The organism is Acinetobacter sp. YH12138 (genome assembly GCF_015218525.1).
Lineage (GTDB): Bacteria > Pseudomonadota > Gammaproteobacteria > Pseudomonadales > Moraxellaceae > Acinetobacter > Acinetobacter amyesii.
The window spans coordinates 2,087,156-2,106,055 of sequence record NZ_CP048670.1 but is presented as its reverse complement, the minus strand read 5'-3'; the positions used below and the strand labels follow the sequence as shown (position 1 = coordinate 2,106,055).

At 39.7% G+C, this 18,900-nt stretch carries 18 protein-coding genes; 11 read left to right on the top strand and 7 right to left on the bottom strand.

Going from position 1 to position 18,900, the window contains the following annotated elements; all coding sequences use genetic code 11:
• The first annotated feature begins 14 nt into the window (after window positions 1-14).
• Together G0029_RS10255 and G0029_RS10250 are read left to right on the top strand one after the other, a co-directional pair.
• On the top strand, window positions 15-1,502 hold the full coding sequence (locus G0029_RS10255) for an NAD(P)H-hydrate dehydratase (RefSeq protein WP_180106703.1): 1,488 nt from the start codon (window positions 15-17) through the stop codon (window positions 1,500-1,502).
• A 1-nt stretch (window position 1,503) separates the two neighbouring features.
• On the top strand, window positions 1,504-1,779 hold the full coding sequence (locus G0029_RS10250) for an acylphosphatase (RefSeq protein ID WP_168379658.1): 276 nt from the start codon (window positions 1,504-1,506) through the stop codon (window positions 1,777-1,779).
• A 71-nt stretch (window positions 1,780-1,850) separates the two neighbouring features.
• Here G0029_RS10250 and ruvC read toward each other — a convergent pair whose 3' ends face one another.
• Window positions 1,851-2,396 carry a crossover junction endodeoxyribonuclease RuvC gene (gene ruvC / locus G0029_RS10245; RefSeq protein WP_078189034.1) on the bottom strand — a complete coding sequence of 182 codons (546 nt, stop codon included), beginning with the start codon at window positions 2,394-2,396 and terminating at the stop codon, window positions 1,851-1,853.
• Between the two features lie 132 nt (window positions 2,397-2,528).
• Here ruvC and G0029_RS10240 point away from each other — a divergent pair, with 132 nt between their 5' ends.
• Both G0029_RS10240 and G0029_RS10235 read left to right on the top strand, forming a co-directional pair.
• The gene (locus tag G0029_RS10240) at window positions 2,529-3,101 is read left to right on the top strand and encodes an FxsA family protein (RefSeq protein ID WP_078192890.1); all 573 of its coding nucleotides are present in this window, start codon (window positions 2,529-2,531) and stop codon (window positions 3,099-3,101) included.
• A 145-nt stretch (window positions 3,102-3,246) separates the two neighbouring features.
• Complete coding sequence (locus G0029_RS10235) at window positions 3,247-3,891, top strand: LysE family transporter (protein WP_180106701.1); 645 nt, start codon at window positions 3,247-3,249, stop codon at window positions 3,889-3,891.
• Between the two features lie 72 nt (window positions 3,892-3,963).
• Here the strand turns inward: G0029_RS10235 and G0029_RS10230 are convergent, their stop codons facing one another.
• From G0029_RS10230 to ahpF, 3 genes are all read right to left on the bottom strand, one after another.
• Window positions 3,964-4,158, bottom strand: coding sequence for a hypothetical protein (locus tag G0029_RS10230; RefSeq protein WP_180106699.1), 195 nt, complete (start codon window positions 4,156-4,158; stop codon window positions 3,964-3,966).
• A 233-nt stretch (window positions 4,159-4,391) separates the two neighbouring features.
• Window positions 4,392-4,634 (bottom strand): hypothetical protein, encoded by a 243-nt coding sequence (locus G0029_RS10225; protein WP_180094142.1) that lies wholly within the window; start codon window positions 4,632-4,634, stop codon window positions 4,392-4,394.
• 266 nt (window positions 4,635-4,900) lie between these two features.
• Window positions 4,901-6,466: an alkyl hydroperoxide reductase subunit F gene (gene ahpF / locus G0029_RS10220; RefSeq protein ID WP_078189029.1), complete on the bottom strand. Its 1,566-nt coding sequence runs from the start codon at window positions 6,464-6,466 to the stop codon at window positions 4,901-4,903.
• 283 nt (window positions 6,467-6,749) lie between these two features.
• Here ahpF and G0029_RS10215 point away from each other — a divergent pair, with 283 nt between their 5' ends.
• Window positions 6,750-6,968 (top strand): DUF1653 domain-containing protein, encoded by a 219-nt coding sequence (locus G0029_RS10215; RefSeq protein WP_078189028.1) that lies wholly within the window; start codon window positions 6,750-6,752, stop codon window positions 6,966-6,968.
• A 57-nt stretch (window positions 6,969-7,025) separates the two neighbouring features.
• A complete protein-coding gene (locus G0029_RS10210) occupies window positions 7,026-7,619 on the top strand; it encodes an O-methyltransferase (protein WP_180109739.1) in 594 nt (197 codons plus the stop codon).
• 85 nt (window positions 7,620-7,704) lie between these two features.
• Here the strand turns inward: G0029_RS10210 and G0029_RS10205 are convergent, their stop codons facing one another.
• The 3 genes from G0029_RS10205 to ahpC all read right to left on the bottom strand — a co-directional run bounded on the left by G0029_RS10205 (window position 7,705) and on the right by ahpC (window position 9,460).
• Window positions 7,705-7,911, bottom strand: coding sequence for a KTSC domain-containing protein (locus G0029_RS10205; RefSeq protein ID WP_078189026.1), 207 nt, complete (start codon window positions 7,909-7,911; stop codon window positions 7,705-7,707).
• Window positions 7,912-8,128: 217 nt separating this feature from the next.
• Window positions 8,129-8,605, bottom strand: coding sequence for a hypothetical protein (locus G0029_RS10200; RefSeq protein WP_180034674.1), 477 nt, complete (start codon window positions 8,603-8,605; stop codon window positions 8,129-8,131).
• A gap of 291 nt (window positions 8,606-8,896) precedes the next feature.
• Complete coding sequence (ahpC, locus tag G0029_RS10195; protein ID WP_078193727.1) at window positions 8,897-9,460, bottom strand: alkyl hydroperoxide reductase subunit C; 564 nt, start codon at window positions 9,458-9,460, stop codon at window positions 8,897-8,899.
• Between the two features lie 356 nt (window positions 9,461-9,816).
• Between ahpC and G0029_RS10190 the strand changes: the two genes are divergently transcribed.
• The 5 genes from G0029_RS10190 (at window position 9,817) to G0029_RS10170 (ending at window position 18,839) form a co-directional block, all read left to right on the top strand.
• Window positions 9,817-10,260, top strand: coding sequence for a hypothetical protein (locus G0029_RS10190; RefSeq protein WP_180106696.1), 444 nt, complete (start codon window positions 9,817-9,819; stop codon window positions 10,258-10,260).
• A gap of 535 nt (window positions 10,261-10,795) precedes the next feature.
• The gene (hrpA, locus tag G0029_RS10185; protein WP_218948029.1) at window positions 10,796-14,686 is read left to right on the top strand and encodes an ATP-dependent RNA helicase HrpA; all 3,891 of its coding nucleotides are present in this window, start codon (window positions 10,796-10,798) and stop codon (window positions 14,684-14,686) included.
• Between the two features lie 30 nt (window positions 14,687-14,716).
• Entirely contained in the window at window positions 14,717-15,832 is a 1,116-nt protein-coding gene (locus G0029_RS10180) for a beta-ketoacyl-ACP synthase III (protein ID WP_180026928.1), read from the top strand.
• Window positions 15,833-15,843: 11 nt separating this feature from the next.
• Window positions 15,844-16,611: a 1-acyl-sn-glycerol-3-phosphate acyltransferase gene (locus G0029_RS10175; RefSeq protein ID WP_180106692.1), complete on the top strand. Its 768-nt coding sequence runs from the start codon at window positions 15,844-15,846 to the stop codon at window positions 16,609-16,611.
• Window positions 16,612-16,823: 212 nt separating this feature from the next.
• Window positions 16,824-18,839 (top strand): hypothetical protein, encoded by a 2,016-nt coding sequence (locus tag G0029_RS10170; protein WP_180109738.1) that lies wholly within the window; start codon window positions 16,824-16,826, stop codon window positions 18,837-18,839.
• The last annotated feature ends 61 nt before the right edge of the window (window positions 18,840-18,900 follow it).

Genomic DNA, 18,900 nt, shown 5'->3' with positions numbered 1-18,900 from the left:
AACAAGGAAAAACAATGCGTCTGCAAGTTTACCATAGCCCTGTTTATCTTAGCCAAAGTATTCAAGCTTGGGAGCAGCGTTGGTTTGCTCAGCACAATAGCAGTTATGGTCTGATGCAGCAGGTCGCATGGTCGATTGCTCAGCAACTCATTCCAAGGTTAAAGCAGCAAAATTTAAAAAATATCGCTGTATGTTGTGGACAGGGCAATAACGCAGGAGATGGCTATCTTACAGCGCAATACCTACAGCAAGCAGGCTTTCAAGTCGATATTTACGCCGCTGAAATTGGAGCATCGAAAGATTTACATTCTGCTGTACAAGAAGCGATAGATCACAAGCTCAAGATCTATACACATTTTGATTTTCAGCATGACTATGACGTTTATATCGACGCATTATTTGGTATAGGGCTCAATCGTGAACTTTCTAGCGAATGGCAAGCCATTATTCAACGATTAAATGCATGCACGGGACTCAAAGTTACGATTGATATTCCAAGCGGTTTACATGCTAATACAGGGCAGCCTTTACCCATCGCATTTCAAGCCGATTATACCTTTACGGCATTGGGTCTAAAAGCAGGGCTATTTACAGGTCAAGCGAAGGAATATGCAGGTGAAGTTTCGGTGATAGCATGCATACCGACTGATGCTGAGCTTGAACCACTTGCGTATTTGTCGCCACAGAAAATCACTTTACCTGCACGTCAAGCTTTTGGTCATAAAGGCAGTTATGGCCATGTTTTGGTTGTTGGTGGCCATGCTGAAATGGGTGGGGCGGTGATTATGGCTGCTGAGGCTGCATTCCATGCAGGTGCAGGTAAGGTTACGGTTGTTTGTGATGCACGACATCACACCGCTATTTTGGCGCGCGCACCAAATATTATGCTACGCGATATCAATGCATTAACTACAGAAGCAATTCAGCAACTGATCGATCAAGTCGATGCGATTAGCTTTGGCATGGGGCTTGGTCGTGACGATTGGGCACAACAGCAGTTTCAGTCATGGTTTCCATTGATTCAGCAGTCAACCTTGGAAATTGTTTTGGATGCAGATGCCTTATGGTTTCTAGCTGAAGCACCTAAAAATTTGAATGCACGAACCTATGCAACGCCACATCCGGGTGAAGCTGCGAAATTACTGGGTATTACTACTGCTGAAGTTGAAGCAGATCGTGTACAAGCAATTCAACATTTAAAAGAAAAATTTCAAGGTCAATGGGTGCTTAAAGGCGCAGGCAGCTTGATACTCGAAGATCAACTTTGGATTTGCACCGCAGGTAATGCAGGAATGGGTACAGGCGGTATGGGAGATGTGCTTGCAGGGATGATTGCCAGTTTAAAAGCACAATTCCATCAGCAAATACATCTGCATGAAATCGTAAGCCTGCATGCTTTAGCAGGTGATGTATTGGCGAAGCCGGGGATGCGTGGTTTGCAAGCGCAGGATATGGCCCAAGCGGTTTATCATGTGGTCAATCATTCAGGAGTTGAAGACTAAAATGCATGCGGTTAAATTGCGAATTCAAGGTAAAGTGCAGGGTGTTGGCTACCGTCGTTGGTTTGAGCAGCAAGCGCTTGCACTCGGTTTAAATGGCTATGTGAAAAATCTAGCGACGGGCGAAGTTGAAGCGCTGATTATAGGAACTGAAGATGCCATTCATAAAATACTGAAACACAGTCTGGTGGGGCCTTTACGAGCAGACGTGACTAAAATCGATCAGCAAGAAATTCCAATGCATGAATTAGACTATAGCGGTTTTAAAATGATTCGCTAAATTTGATCACTAGATTGAGTGGGCTTTTGAAAACAGAATGAATTGCTGAGCTATATGAATTGACGATTTATTTATCGACGTCGAGTGCTTACACGGCTTCGGCCACGAGCCATACCACCTAAGGCATTCAGTACAGCCATTTTACTCATACTACCAGACGCATGCGCATGACAAATTGCGGCAGCCAAAGCATCGGCTGCATCCTGCTGGGGTTTGATGCTTAGGTTCAGAATGCGCATAACCATCATTTGGACTTGTTCTTTATCTGCAGCACCATAGCCGACTACAGATTGTTTGATTTGCCGCGCAGTATATTCAGCGACTTGTAAATCTAAATTGGTTAAAGCGGCAATGGCAGCACCGCGTGCTTGACCTAATTTTAAGGCCGAGTCAGGGTTTTGAGCCATAAATACTTGTTCAACCGCAGCTTCAGTAGGCCCGTGAAACTTTACGATACGATCAATACCAGCAAAGATACGTTTTAAGCGTTCAGGCATTTCTGTTGTTTCGGTACGAATGGTGCCAGCATCGACAAAACGTAGTTTAGAACCATCCTTTTCGATGATGCCGTAACCAGTTAAGCGAGACCCAGGGTCAATACCGATAATTAATGACATGTTTGCCCTATTTGCCCTTTAAAAATAAAATAATGCCCATATTGTTACATAAGCGTGTCAAAAAAGCTTGATAGTGATTGAGCAGTTGAACGCAACACCTTAAATTAATTTACTGAGATTTGTTTAATTTTCATGAAATTATTTCTTCTGATTTTAGCAGGCTTGATCCTGGAAGTGTTTGTCTGGATCGGTGTGGGCGACCTCGTCGGCAGCATGTGGTATGTCTTTTTCTGGTTCGTGGCGGCCTTCTTTATAGGGATGAATATTATCCGTAAATATTCATCAGGTCTGATGCCTCAAATGCAGCAAATGCAAGCAGGTCAAATGAGTAATGATCCAGCTTTAACTGGAAACTTACCTAAAATTTTGGCTGGTTTCTTGTTGCTGTTGCCGGGTCTAATCTCAGATATTATGGCATTACTTATTTTGATTCCACCTGTACAAAATGCCATGAAAGCAGTCATGATGAAAACAATGATGAAGCGTCAGCAAGCCATGATGGAAAAAATGATGGGTGGCATGATGGGCGATATGGGAGGCATGGGCGGTGCTCAAGGTCAGAACCCATTTGCAGATATGATGCGTCAAATGCAAGATATGCAAAATCAGCAATCAGGTCGTGATTCATCCGTTATTGATGGTGAAGCTCGTGAAGTGACGCCAGATGCGAAACAAATTGAACTGAAAGATGTCAATAAAAAATAATTAACTCAGTATGAAAGGCCGAATGTGTATTCGGCTTTTTTTTGCGTAAATTTTGATACGGCCTAAAAATAAACCTTGTGTTGCCAACAAAAAAATTGAACAAGCGATATAATCTTCACGTTTTAATTCAAATGAATCAGCTTGCATGTCACTGTTATTCACCATCTGTGCGCTTCATTTTGTTGCGCAGTTGAGTCCCGGTCCAGATGTATTATTAATTGCTAAAAGTGCAGCATCAACAACGCGTGCAAATACCTTAAAAATTATTGCGGGGATCGCTGTCGGGATTGTGGTGTGGGTCGTTTTAACCTTATTGGGCTTTACGGTTCTGGTTGAGCAATTTCCATGGATACAACAAGTTTTAATGGCTGTTGGTGGATTTTTCTTGGCGAAAATGGGTTGGGCGATGTTTAGTGGTGGGCTTAAAAGTTTAAATCAAACAGCCAATTTAGAAGATGGGCAGGCCTTAAGTCAGCAGAATACTGAAAATTATTTCTTATTAGGTTTATTTACGAATTTAGCCAATCCGAAAACATTGATTTATTTTAGTAGTGTGTTCTCACTGGCGTTGAGTTCATCAGCCAGTAGTAACCTAAAAGCACAGCTAGCTGTCATCATTCCGATTCAGACCTTTATTGTATTTAGTCTGTTTATGATGATTATGTCTTTGCCTAAAATTAAAGCACTCTACCAACGGTCAGGTAGTTATATTGATGTGGTTTCAGGGGCGTTATTTTTAATTTTTGCGATTTGGTTGTGGTTCGACGCAATTAGAATGTTCAATCTATAAAAGCAGTAAATATATTGCTGTTAGCAAAGCGAAAGCCAAGTATTAAGACTTGGCTTTTTTTATGTGCCAATTTTATTGTTCTGGATTGGTTTGATCTTGGTCTTTAGATGGTGCTGTATTTGATGGATCTTGTGCAACATTGGTAGTTTCAGCATGATCACGATAACGGTTCGGTTTGAGGGTGGTTTCGGTATTTTCAGAGCCTTTGTATGATCGGCTACGATTGGCGCGTTCACGTAAACCGCCTTTTTTGATTAACTGCACCATCGTCTAGAACCTCATTGCTATTGTCATAGTTTAAAGAATTTTCCTCTTGAAGATAAGTGAGCAGGGCAGCGCAAGGGCATAAAAAGCCTGAAATCATTCAGGCTTTCATCATTTTAATTTCTCGCTTTGAATGACTTTAAAGCAACTGGATAATAGTGCTTGGATTTAGCTTGGCTAAATTTCACACATTGCCAGCCTGTTCATACGGCTGTATTTGGCTGTTGTAAAAAAACTTAATTTTTACCATCTTGCTTGAGTACTTCAAAGATGTTGAGTTGGGTTGTCGCTTCAGTATCGTGCTGTTGCAAATACACTTGGATACTCTTAAATAGAATGGCCACAGCCAAACAACTGAGTATGCAAAATATCCAAAAGCCATATGGGCTACGGATATTATGCGAGCCACATTCGGAACATTCTTTATCGCTTGAAGCCAATACTTTATTGCAACAAGCACAGTGATATTGATAGTGCATTGCTATTCTCCATTTAGTCCAATTTGACCAACATTCTTGTTGTTATTGTCAACCATCAATCCGTGATGATTGTTTTATCTTAATGTGCAAATAAGCTGCTGTACAAGTTTTAAACGGTTTGTTTTGCTCATTATTGTGTAAGTGAAAAGCGTCAGAGAGTTAAATATTTGTTTTATTAATAATTTATAAATGAAACAAGAGATGAATTTTCAGTCATAAAAAAAGCCAGTTCGAAAACTGGCTTTTGCTGTTCTGTTTAAACTGAATTATTGACCCGAACGGATGATGTAATCAAAAGCAGACAATGATGCTTTCGCGCCTTCACCTGTTGCGATGATGATTTGTTTGTACGGTACTGTTGTACAGTCACCTGCGGCAAATACACCTTTCACATTGGTTTCGTTACGTTCGTTAATTACGATCTCACCACGGTTTGAAAGTTCAACTGCTGTTTCTTTTAAGAAATCAGTGTTTGGTAACAAACCGATTTGTACAAAGATACCAGCCAATTCAATCGTTTTGATTTCATCAGTTGCACGGTCTTTGTAGTTCAATGCAGTCACTTGTGAACCATCACCGACCACTTCTGTAGACAATGCATTCATGATTACAGTGGTATTCGGTAAGCTGTTTAACTTGTCTTGAAGGACTTGGTCAGCACGAAGTTTAGTATCAAACTCAACTAGCGTTACATGTTCCACAATACCAGCTAGGTCAATCGCCGCTTCGACACCTGAGTTACCACCACCAATCACCGCAACACGTTTACCTTTAAACAATGGACCGTCACAGTGTGGGCAGTATGCAACACCACGTGTACGGTATTCTTGTTCACCCGGAACGTTCATTTCTCTCCAACGTGCACCAGTTGAAAGAATCACTGTTTTAGATTCAAGTTTTGCACCATTCTCTAAAGTCACTTCAACCAAGCCATTGGCTGTTTGGTCAGCACCTTTGATGTCAGATACACGTTGCAAGTTCATGATGTCCACACCGTACTCACGTACATGTGCTTCCATTTCAGCAGCAAACTTAGGACCTTGAGTCTTTTGAATCGACGTGAAGTTCTCAATGTCCATGGTATCCATGACCTGACCGCCCATGCGCTCGGCCACGATACCGGTTTTAATGCCTTTACGTGCTGCATAGATTGCAGAGGTATTACCTGCAGGGCCACCACCAATCACAAGGACATCAAAGGCTTCTTTGGCATTTAACTTTTCAGCATCTTTTGCAGCAGAGTTGGTGTCTAATTTGGCAATGATTTCTTCCAAAGTCATACGACCTTGACCGATGTGATTGCCGTCTTGGAATACCATTGGTACAGCCATGATTTTGCGTTCTTCCACTTCGTCTTGGAAGAATGCACCATCAATCATGGTTGCAGTTGTGCCTGGGTTATAGATCGCAATCAGGTTCAAGGCTTGAACCACGTCAGGACAGTTATGGCAGCTGAGTGATACAAACACATCAAAGTCAGTTTTAAGACCTAGACCTTTAATGGTATTCAGTACTTCGTCAGAAACTTTCGGTGCATAACCTGAAGTTTGTAGCAAAGCTAGAATCAAAGACGTGAACTCGTGGCCCATCGGTAGACCTGCGAAGAATACACGTGGTGTTTCACCTGCTTTTGCAATACCAAAGCTTGGCGCACGGCTGTTGTTACCATCAAAACGTGCAGTCACTAAATCAGATAAGGCAGCAACTTCAGTTACCAATTCTTTAATTTTGTCTGATTTGTCCGTGCCGTTTAAAGTCGCGACGATTTCAATCGGGCCTTCAAGGCGTTCAAGTAAGGTTTTTAATTGAGCAGAAGTATTTTGATCTAACATTGCTAACGTCTCCAGAGGAGTAAATTTATTTGATGAGAGAATGATAGAACAAACCATTAAATAGGTGAAACGGTTTGTTTTTATAAAATTAATCGGTTTTACAAATCAAGTGATTAAATTTCTTTCTAAATCATAAGAATATACCGATGTGAATGCAGTCAATATTGGGCCATTATCGAGAAATGCAAGTTAAATAGTGGAAAAATAAACGAATTCATCGCGCTTTAAGCGAGAGAATGCTAGAGTCAACGCTATTGTATTGAGAACATTTTAGGGAAATGGCATGCAGGTTAAGCAAGGGATTTATCAGCATTATAAAGGTCAGTTGTATCAAGTTTTTCATGTTGCAACACATAGTGAAACGCGTGAAAAAGTTGTAGTCTATCAGTGCTTGTATGACGACTATTCCATGTGGGTCAGACCCTTAGAGATGTTTATGGAAACCGTTGAAATTGATGGTGAAGTAATTCCACGTTTTAAATTAATTCAAGAAACCCACTGAGCAGACATTTAGTACTTTAATCTTTAAATATGAAAGAAATAACAAAAGGACAGAATCATGAGCATGGATGCAAATTTTAAAAACTATATGCAACAACTCTATGCAGACTTTAGTGCTCACGATGCTGCGCAAAATCACCGACTTGCGCGTTACCGAAATATTGAGCCTGAGTCTGCACTGTTTTTAGCTATGCAAATTCGCTTAAAACAAGCCAAACAGATCTTGGAAATTGGAACATCTACAGGCTATTCCACGCTGTGGTTAGCAGATGCTGCGCAGTCTACACAAGGGCGGGTCGAAACCATTGAAATTGATGCAGCGCGTATCGAACAAGCTAAACAGCATGCGGAAAATTTAGCTTTATCCGAATACATCGAATTTCATCATGGCGATGCACTGCATTTTTTACAGCATTCAAATCGTCGTTATGACTTCATTTTATTAGATGCAGAACGTGATGCGTATGTGGCGTATTGGTCATATTTAGCTGAATTAATACAAGTTCAAAATGGCGTGTTAATCGTGGACAATGTGCTGTCACATGCCGATGAGGTCGCTGAATTTATCCAACGTGTTGAAGCGGATGATCGTTTTATCAGTACGACATTAAATGTGGGCGCAGGGCTCTTTATGGTGATTTGGCGCAACTAAAAATCAAGGCATTCAGCCCTGATTTGATCGAATTTTTTTTTAATTAGTAAAAATACTGTTGCTATAGCGCTGAGCTTGTAGCGGTTTAACCCTGTAAGCTTACTCGTGAAAAATGTAGATCATATTCTAAATATTTGTGGACAAATGCCGTTTTATCACTACATCGAAGTAAATTATCATAAATAAAAGGTGAAACTGGATAAAAGAGATCCCCAGAACCATTCGCATAAAATATTTTTAAGTAACGTGAAGAAGAACTGTATTTCCAAGAAGTTACAACAGTTGTTGTCATAAGCCACCCCCTTATTGCGTTGTTATAGTCATACTGCAGTTAAAGGTTTATCTCATTTGAAATTAAGACAAATTTAGGGCGTGGAGTATTGCAGAATTGTTAAAAAATAATGTTTTATCTCACATTTTTTTCATTTCTTTATCAACTAATTTGATAAAAAAATGCCAGTTCAAATAAATGCCATAAGTGTAATTCTCCCATATTAGTGTAAGGAGAGTTAAAAACTACGGCATTGTTCTGATTTATTGCCTTTGACTTGGTTGTTGCTGCCATTAATTGAAAAAGCATTTTCAAGACAAATCAAATTGCCTGCGATTTCATTATTATTTAGAACAATATTGCCATTATTTTTCTTTAATTTGAGGTCGCCTGAAATTTGGTTATTGAGGAGTTGGATGTTTTTCCCAGTTGTAAAATCGACATTGCCACTGATATTGTTATGATTGGCAATGATCTTGGTAAAATTTTTATTCGATTCAATATTGCCTTTGATGTGGTTGTCATGCAGTTCAACACTTGCACCATTTTCTAAAATAACATTGCCATGAACAATTAAACCTTCAAGCTGACAATTTTTTTTGACTTTAATATCTTCACGAATACTTTGGTTTTTAATTTCACCTTCGCAGTTCACGGCAGCAAAAGTTGTAAACGAACATAAAATTAAACTGATCGAGACGAAATATTTTTTCATGGGCTTACATCTTCCTGAAATAAGCAATTGACCTAAAATTCATGTTAAAAATACTGAAATACCGGCAAAGATGTAAGCCTAGACAATCAAGTTTGCGGCGCATTTTTATTATATTTGTGTAAGTTCTAACTTGATGAATATCTACAGATATGTGGATAGTGCTAGTACGTTAAAGTTGTATGAATAAAGTGTGAACTGCGTAGGGTATATAGAGGTACATACTCTCCAATAATAGGCACAAAAAAACCACGCTAAAAGCGTGGTTTTTGAATCAGTTCAATCTAATACAGATTAGATTTTACCAACTAGGTCGATTGAAGGAGCAAGAGTTGCATCGCCTTCTTTCCATTTAGCTGGGCAAACTTCGCCTGGGTGAGCGTGTACGTATTGAGCTGCTTTAACTTTACGAAGAAGTTCTTGAGCATCACGACCGATACCACCAGCGTTGATTTCAACGATTTGGATTTTACCTTCTGGATCGATAACGAAAGTACCACGATCAGCAAGACCGTCAGCTTCGATTAATACATCAAAGTTTTTAGCAAGAGTCCAGTTCGCATCACCAACCATTACGTATTGGATTTTTTTGATTTCTTCTGAAGAATCGTGCCAAGCTTTGTGAGTGAAATGAGTGTCAGTAGAAACTGAGTAGATTTCAACACCTAGTTTTTGGAATTCTGCATAGTTGTCAGCAAGGTCACCAAGTTCAGTTGGGCAAACGAAAGTGAAGTCAGCTGGGTAGAAGAATACAACAGACCATTTACCTTTAAGATCAGCTTCAGTTACTTCGATGAATTGACCATTTTGGAATGCTTGTGCTTTAAACGGTTTAACTTCAGTATTAATTAAGCTCATCATTGTCTCCATGATTGAGGTTTGTTTTTGATTTCCAATAGGGTACAGAAATTTTGCTTATTGCTGAAATAGTATTTTTACATAACTAATATCGGAAAATCCGAATTAGTACACTCCAGAACTATTTCAACAATAACGATTATTTATCATTATTTCATTCGATATAAGCCATATCAATGCCATATAAAGTTGAAAGTAAAATGACAAAATCATCTTTTTAATGTCTGTAACCAACATGATGCTTGTGGCATAAGATTTCAAGGGTGATCTCTAAAAAAGTTATAAAAAATATTTCAAATTATAGAATTTGTTCATATAAGATGGCATGAACATAAAATGATTCCAGATTTGATCAGGTGCTTAGTCAATTTTTTCGTATCATTGCCATTCTTAGTCTTGCATTTGCATCACTATGTATTCTTAAAGTTGAAGACACAGGTACAAATTTATGTATCTATGAATACTTGCAACCTCAAAAAGCGACCTACTTTAATGAACTATTTGGAACTTCATCAGATGATCCTACGCTATTGAGTACCGTGGGAATCGTTGGAATCTTCTTTTTTTTCCCACTGTTGCTATCATTTAGACGTGCTTGGTATGTGGTTATATTATGGCTATATGCGATTTTTCAACTCATCATCATTTTAATGATAGAAACTGCTTCAATTTCAAAAATTATCTATGACAGTATTGTTTATTGTCATAATGGTTGGTTGTTCGCATGGGGGATCGGGCAGAGCATATTTATTGTTTTTAGTTTCGTTTATATTTTCTATCGCACTGAAACTAATGGATAATGCATCTAAATGGATTGGCTTGAGTTGCCTATTCTTGTTAGCATGTGGGTTTATTTTTCTGTACTGGATGAATCAAGAATGTGCTTTCATTTCAAGGTGCTAGCCCGAATCAAATTAATTATTATGCTGAAATGAATGGTTCTTCATCGGATGAACCTCTTTTATTTATTTTTATTGCGTTGATTTGCTTTTTATTCTCAATTCTTTTTGTGCTTAGCAAAATCTGTTCATCATTTTTTGATCATCTCTTTCATTTTATTGATGTTTTTAATTGTGCCGTTGAGTGTGTCTTATACAGTGCCATTTTATCAGCTATTACATGGCAGTATTGAAGCATGTGGCAATTATTGGTTATTGGCCGCAATTTTAGTTTTTTATCATTTTATTCTGTTCGGCTTTACCTATTGGTTTCAGGCACGCAAAAAATAGATTCATCTTTCACTATTTTTACATACAGCGTAAAATATTCGGTTCTATTTTTAATTATTAGGATAATGCATCTGTGCCAAGTCAGTTAAATGTCGATCAATTGGTCATGGTTCGTGATCGCCATCGCTTAAGTCGGCTGAAAAAAGGCAAAGAAGCCAATCCTGAAAAATTTCAAGATTTGTTTGAAAAGTCGAATGCGAAAGTGCGCGAACGGATTGCCCGCATTCCCAATATTAAATTAAATCAAGACTTACCTGTTACGCAGTATGCGGACAAACTAATTGAAGCGATTCAAAAGCATCAAGTGATTATTGTGGCAGGTGAAACCGGTTCGGGTAAAACCACGCAGTTACCGCAAATTGCCATGCTTGCAGGTCGTGGTTTAACGGGTTTGATTGGTCATACTCAACCCCGTCGACTAGCAGCGCGTAGTGTTTCGCAACGTATTGCAGAAGAAGTGGGCGAAAAGCTGGGGGAGTCGATCTCCTTTAAAGTTCGTTTCAATGAACAAGGTTCACAAGATTCCATCGTTCGGTTAATGACCGATGGTATTTTATTGGCTGAACTGGCTAATGACCGATTCTTAAATAAATATGACACGATTATTATCGATGAAGCGCATGAACGTTCGCTGAATATCGACTTCATCATGGGCTATCTCAAACAGCTCTTGCCTCGTCGTAAAGATCTCAAAGTCATTATTACTTCAGCAACTTTAGACGTAAATCGATTCTCGAATTACTTTAATGGGGCACCTATTTTTGAAGTCGAAGGTCGAAGCTTTCCGGTAGAACTCCGTTATCGTCCGATTTCAGAGCTGAGTATTGTTGGCAGTGATGACGATGAATTTGACGATTTTGAAGAAAATCTACCGCGTGCCGTTGTTTCGGCAGTAGAAGAATGTTTTCAAGATGCACAGGAAAAAGGTCATCCTGAACATGCGGACATTTTGATTTTTGCCAGCACCGAACAGGAAATTCGTGAGTTACAGGAAACACTGCAAAAGTTTGGGCCACGACATACCGAAGTTTTGCCTCTCTATGCTCGATTAGCTTTGTCAGAACAGCAAAAGATCTTTAATCCATCATCAGGCGGTGGGCGACGGATTATTATTGCCACCAACGTGGCAGAAACGGCTTTAACTGTGCCAAATATTCGCTATGTAATTGATAGTGGCTTTGCACGGATATCCCGTTATAACTATCGCTCACGTGTACAGCGTCTACCAATTGAGGCTGTATCACAGGCGGCAGCAAATCAGCGTAAAGGTCGTTGTGGTCGTATTGCACCAGGTGTGTGTATTCGACTGTATTCAGAAGAAGACTTTATGAGTCGTCCTGAATTTACCGAACCGGAGATTAAACGAACCAACTTGGCCTCGGTTATTTTGCAAATGCAAAGTTTGGGCTTTGGTGAATTAGAAGATTTCGATTTTATTGAGCCGCCAGATCATCGTTTGGTGAATGATGGTCGTAAGCTGTTAATTGAATTAGGTGCTTTAAAAGAAAAATCGGCGTATGCACCGCAAGTTGCTTCGGAAAACCAAGCAAAACAAGGCACAAAACATGCGAATAATAAAAATGGTGCTTTAACCAAAATTGGTCAGCAAATGGCGAAAATGCCGATCGACCCACGTCTTGCACGGATGATTTTGGGTGGAGCGCATTTTGGCGTATTAAATGAAGTCTTGATTATTGTCGCTGCTTTAGCGGTACAAGATCCACGTGAACGTCCTGCGGATAAACAAATGCAGGCCGATCAGAAACATGCTTTGTTCCGTGAAGCTGACTCGGATTTCTTGTTCTATATTAAATTATGGGAAGCTCTAGTCGCAAATCGTGACATGAGTGAAAATAAGCGTCGAACCTTTGCACGCAACCATTTCCTCAGTTGGTTACGCCTCCGTGAGTGGAAAAAAACCCATGAGCAATTGGTGGATTTGGCTCAGGGCTTAAAACTGTCCTTTAATGAAAAGAAGGCCAATTATGAAAATCTGCACCGTGCGTTATTAACGGGTTTACTTTCATTTATTGCCAACAAAACCGATGAACGTAATGTGTTCATGGCAGTGCGTCAGCAAAAGGCACGTATTTTCCCTGCATCAACTTTGCATAAAACAAATACACCTTGGGTCATGGCTTTTGAGATGGTGGAAACCTCTCAGGTATATCTTCGTACATTGGCGAAAATTGAACCTGAATGGATTTTATTGGCTGCAGGCGATTTATTGAAGCATCATTATTTTGAGCCGCATTGGTCGAAAAAAGCTGGTGTGGTGAATGCTTATGATCAAATTTCTTTATTTGGTTTGATTATTGAGCCACGTCGTCAGATTAATTATGAAAAAGTGGATCATCCGGCGGCGCATGAAATTTTCCTACGCGATGCGTTGACGACGGGACATTTGGGTATTACGCCGCCGTTCTTAAAACACAATTTATTAAAACTCGAAGAAGTTGAGCGTGTTGAAGATAAACTGCGTCGTCGTGATTTGGTGGTGGATGAAGAAACCATCTACCAATTTTATGCTGCAAAAGTGCCTGAAGAGGTGGCAAGTCGTCGTAGTTTTGAAGACTGGCGTGCAACTGTAGAACCGAAAAATCCACGGCATTTATTTATCGATGATGATGCGCTTTGGATGAATGACCGTCCAACGACCCAGCAATTTCCAGACTACCTACGAAATGGTGAACTGCGTTTGGCTGCAAGTTATCGTTTTGACCCAAGTCATGATGAAGATGGTGCAACGGTCAAAATTCCAGTTCAAGCTTTGCCGCAAGTGGATGAAAATATTTGGTCATGGGGCATACCCGGTTGGCGACAAGACCTGATTGAAGCCTTGCTTAAAGCACTGCCTAAGGATAAACGCCGTCACTTGGTGCCAATACCAGATACGGCTCGTAAATTAATGGATCGTGTCGATGCCGTGCATTTGCGCGAGCATATTTTTAGTTTCTTGGCGTTCCAACTGCGTGGTGAGCAAATCACAGATAAGGACTTTTCTTGGGAACGTGTTGAGCAATATCTGCTGCCTTTAATCAAAGTCATTGATGAAAAAGGCCGTGTGATTGAGCAAGGTCGTGATCTAGATGAACTCAAAGCACGCTGTCGTACGGAAACTCATAGCCCAGTCAAACAGTTAAAAGGTGAGTTTAAAACCTTCCCTGATAATTTTGTGTTCGAAGCATCACAAAAAGTCACGGGTGTGGTGGTGAAACAATACCAAGCGCTTGTTCCAGTCAAAGGCTTTGCAGAGTTGGATGCTAAAGACGAATCTGGTGTGGTGATTCAGACTTTCAATGACCAATTTGAAGCAGTCAAACAACACCGCGAAGGGATCATTCGTTTGGTTCATATGCAGTTGGGTGACTTAGTTCGTCAGTTGAAAAAACAGATTTCTAAACCCTTGGCATTGGCTTATTCACCGCTAGGTGACAAAGCCAAACTAGAGCAAATGTTAGTTTATGCCACACTTCAGCTTGCAATAAATGAGCTACCTGTCAATGTGCAGGAGTACCAAAACCTGATTTTAAATGTAAAGAAATCTTTCTTAACCCATGGGCAACAAGCATTAGCCGTTTTAACTGAAACCTATATTCAATGGCAGGATATACGTCGGAAATTGTTGGTTTTAGATGATTCTGTGTTTGGAAAGAACATTGATGACATTGAAGATCAACTCGATTTGATGCAACTTTCAGATTTCGTTTATGGCAAAACTTCCGATGTGTGGCTCGAATTTCCAAGATATTTGAAGGCATTAGTCTTGCGTTTAGACCGCTTGCCAAATAACCTACAAAGGGACAATTCTGCCATTGATCAAGTTGACCCATGGATGGAAAAATTATTTAAGTTTAAAAATGACACTCGCCTTAAAGAATTGTATTTCATGGTTGAGGAGTTACGCATCTCTATTTTCTCTCAACCAATGAAGACCAAGATGCCAATTTCTCCATCCCGCTTGCAAAAAGTATGGGATAAGCTCGGAATCAGTTAAGATATAGGTATTTTCTAAAAGGAGTTTTACATGGGCATCCGCATTACGGGTACAGGTCTTTATCATCCAGAAGACGTAATTACTAACGAAGAGTTAGTTGAAGCTTTAAATGCTTATGTGGAACAGTACAACAGTGATAATGCTGAAAAAATTGAAGCCGGTGAGCTAGAAGCGCGCCGTGGTTCAAGTGCAGAATTTATCGAAAAAGCATCTGGCGTAAAAGCACGTTATGTTGCTGAAAAAAGCGGTATTTTAGATCCAAAACGTTTACGCCCAGTGCTACATGAACGTCCAAATGATGAAATTTCGCTACAAGCGGAATGGGGTGTAGCTGCTGCAAAGCAAGCGATGGAAAATGCGGGTGTGACTGCAGAAGACATCGATGTAGTGATTTTGTCTTGTTCAAATATTCAACGTGCATATCCAGCCGTTTCAATTGAAATTCAAACTGCGTTGGGTATTCAGGGCTATGCCTATGACATGAACGTTGCATGTTCAGCTGCAACTTTTGGTATCAAGCAAGCCTATGACGCGATCAAATCAGGCGCTCGTCGCGTGTTATTGGTAAACGTTGAGATCACATCTGGTCACACAGATTTCCGTATGCGTGACTGTCACTTCATCTTTGGTGACGTTGCAACGGCTTCGATCATTGAAGAAACTGAAACCAAAGCTGGTTTTGAAGTGTTGGATATTGACCTGTTTACTCAGTTCTCAAACAACATTCGTAACAACTTCGGTTACTTAAATATGAGTGAAGTCGATGCTGACATCGACAACAACCGTTTCCGTCAAGACGGTCGTAAAGTATTTAAAGAAGTGTGTCCATTAGTGGCGAAAATGATCACTAAGCAATTGGATGACAATAAAATTGCGGCAACAGATGTAAAACGCTTCTGGTTACACCAAGCGAATGCCAGCATGAATGAATTGATTCTGAAACTGGTTGTGGGTAAAGAACATGCTCAGCCAGACCTTGTGCCAATCATTCTTGATGAATTTGCCAATACTTCATCAGCAGGTGTCATTATTGCTTTGCACCGTACAGCAAATGAAGTAAACCATGGCGAATACGGTGTGCTTTGCTCATTTGGTGCAGGCTACTCAGTAGGTTCTGTACTTGTTCAAAAACATGATGCTGCCTAAGGTCAGCACATTTGCAGGTTGAACATGATGCAAAATGGATAAAGCGTTTAAGCGCTTTATCCCGCATGTATTTCACGCCGACCTTTTTTGGCGCTGAATATATTGATGCATCAAAACCTGCAATGTATGTAGGGAATCATACAATTTACGGTGTACTCGATTCACCGTTGATTATTGATTATCTCTACAATGAACATAAAGTGGCTGTGGTCAGTATCGCTGATCATAGCCATTTTTATTTGCCCGGTTGGCGTGGCATGGTCAAAAAGTTCGGTGCAGTCCAAGGCATTCAGGACTATGTCAGAACAGTGATGCAACAAGGTTATTCCATTTTAGTTTTTCCCGGTGGTGGTCGAGAGGTTTTGAAGCGAAAAGGCGAAGCCTATCAACTGATTTGGAAGCAACGTAATGGCTTTTTAAAACTGGCGCAAGAATTTAATTATGATATCGTGCCTTTTGCCGCTTTAGGTGGAGATGAAGTCTTTGAACTGGGTTTTGATGCCAGTGTGATTGTTGAACATCGTTGGTTTAAACAACTATTAAAAATACAAAAAATCGATAAATTATTACGTCATGGTGATGTGATTCCGTCTTTACCCAAACGGATTATCCCCAAGCGCATTCCGTTCTATTTTCAATTTTTACCCCGTCAAAGTTTGAGTCATATTCAGAGTGTGGAGGATTTAAAGCGTTATCGAGAGGCACTACAACAAGATATTTACAATGCGATAGAACAGCTCAAAAGAATCCGTGCAGAACAACATTCTACAAATCAATAATAGTGACTACTCTTCAACTTCATCCATTTTTATTCGTCACAGCTCAAAATCATGGTGAATTTTGTCACAACAATAGCTTTTAGATTTTTTTATTGAACGCCTTTGTATTGACCTTTTGTACAGCTATTTGGCTGATTAATGGCAGTAGTCGGAGCATTAAACTTTGACTATAGTGAAGGTTGAAAAATAATCAACGATCGTTAGGGCGGAAGATGGAAAAGAAAAGCTTGACCCCGCAGCTTGAGCATATTGCTCGGCAACTTATTCGAATATCTCCAAGTTTAAAGCAGTTGTATCAAGAGCAAATGGAACTTGCTACAGCACTCAATTCACAAAATATCTTTAAAATTGAACAAGAGCAGCACCGCATTCAACTGTGTAATGGACTGTGTACCTTACAACTACAAAGTCGTGAATCGATTGGATATCAGTTTCCTAGAAGTCCGTTTAGACCCATCAAAATTGCTGAATTGCATTCGACAGTGCCTTGTATTGAAACAATAGAAGATTTCTTATTTCATGAATTATATTTTTTTACTGGCGACCTAAAGCCGCAACATTCACTCTTGCTCAGAGAAAAAGCACAGCAATTTAGACAATTGATCTTACAGTCGATTTTTCAACATCTAAATGGGCCAGCGCGTGTTCAGCAGTTTTTAGCACAGATGACAGCAGTTGAAGCGCAAATTTTTGATCAGCTGATGCAAGAGCAGCAGATTTATCAGACGCCGCTATTACAAACGTATATCGAATGCCAAATCTGTCTACCACATTGGTTGATGCAAAAGATTGAGCAGATGTTTGCGCTTCATTCACTTACAGAAGCTGAAATATTGCCGATACAGCTCTTGATGGATAGTTTGGACGAGATTTGTTTTGCTACAGCACAATTTTTAGATCCAACGATTTACCGGATCATGAGTTTGAGTTATGAAGATCGGTTCAATTTACAAGAATTAAATGAACATATAGAAGATATTATTTTGTTGCTCGACCATGCATATGAGCGTCCCAATTTGTTGGGTTTTATTCGTTTGATGCATCGGGATGTTTGGGCAGAGCAGGACATATTAAGCCATAGCAATTTTGTGCAAGCCACAGCAATTTGGCAAAAAAAATGTGGAAAACTCCCTTTACTCGATAACAATCGTGCAGTGCGATGGATGTTCAAGCAGTCAGCCGAAGTATTGGATTGGCTGAGTCGTAATTTTCAACACAGTAATGTACGAGTGGCTGTGACGGCATTAAGTTTTGTCGATACGCAGCATATTCATCCCGCATTGATTCTTGCGACCTTACAACATTTTCAATTTGTTGCAGCGCGCTTATTTATTCAAAATTGCCATACGATTGCGCATGAACATGATTGGTTTAATCATGAAAAAAATCTACAGTTTGTTTTACACCAAAAATATCAGCAGCATGATGATCATCGTGTAGTGATCAGCCCATCGATTTTGTATTTAGATGAGTGGTTGATCTTAATGCGACAGGTTTTGGGTGCAGAGGATCAGGCTATAAAAAAAGTCTATCTACCCTTGAGCCGTATTATGCAGGCCTATCTGCAGCATTTAGTACGTTGTACGCAGCATTTACCGCAGGCTTTGATGGATTATATCCGTCCAGAAACCCAAGAAAATCGCCAATTTTTAAGTGTTTTACGACAACATAAAATTCAACTGCAGGATTTTCGAAATTTATTTTATTTAAAGCATGCTAATTTAAGAGTATCTGTATTTGATGCATATGTGCGTGACTATGTTAGTGCGACTTATTCTACAGGTCATATAGTCCCTAAAAATATTACCTGGAATGGGGTCTTTCATCAGGCGGTGCATTGGCATGCCAAGCAACAAAAGCAAGAAGTGTTAACTCAATTAAAGCGTCAATTTGCGACAACGGTTTGGCAGCCATTTACAACTGACGACAAAATATATTTTCAAGAGTGGGTCTTTGAAGAATTAAAAACCATCGATCGAATTATTGATGAATCTATTCAATTTAAACATTGTTTGGCATCAAGTTATAGCGCCAGTATCATTGCAAGAGTATATGTAGCTTTTCATATGTACCATCCCATTTTGCATGTATCGATGACTTTGGGCTGTCATGTGCAAAACCACATTTTGGTTTTTGATCAACTTGAGTATTCAAATAATACCCAAGCAGAAATAGAAAAAGTAAATATCGCTAAAGAATTTTTAAATAGGTTCAATAGCTTAAAGTAAGATTGGCGAAATACGGATTTAGGAAACTGTGTTGTGCGCTTAACTTTTGAGTCAAAAATCG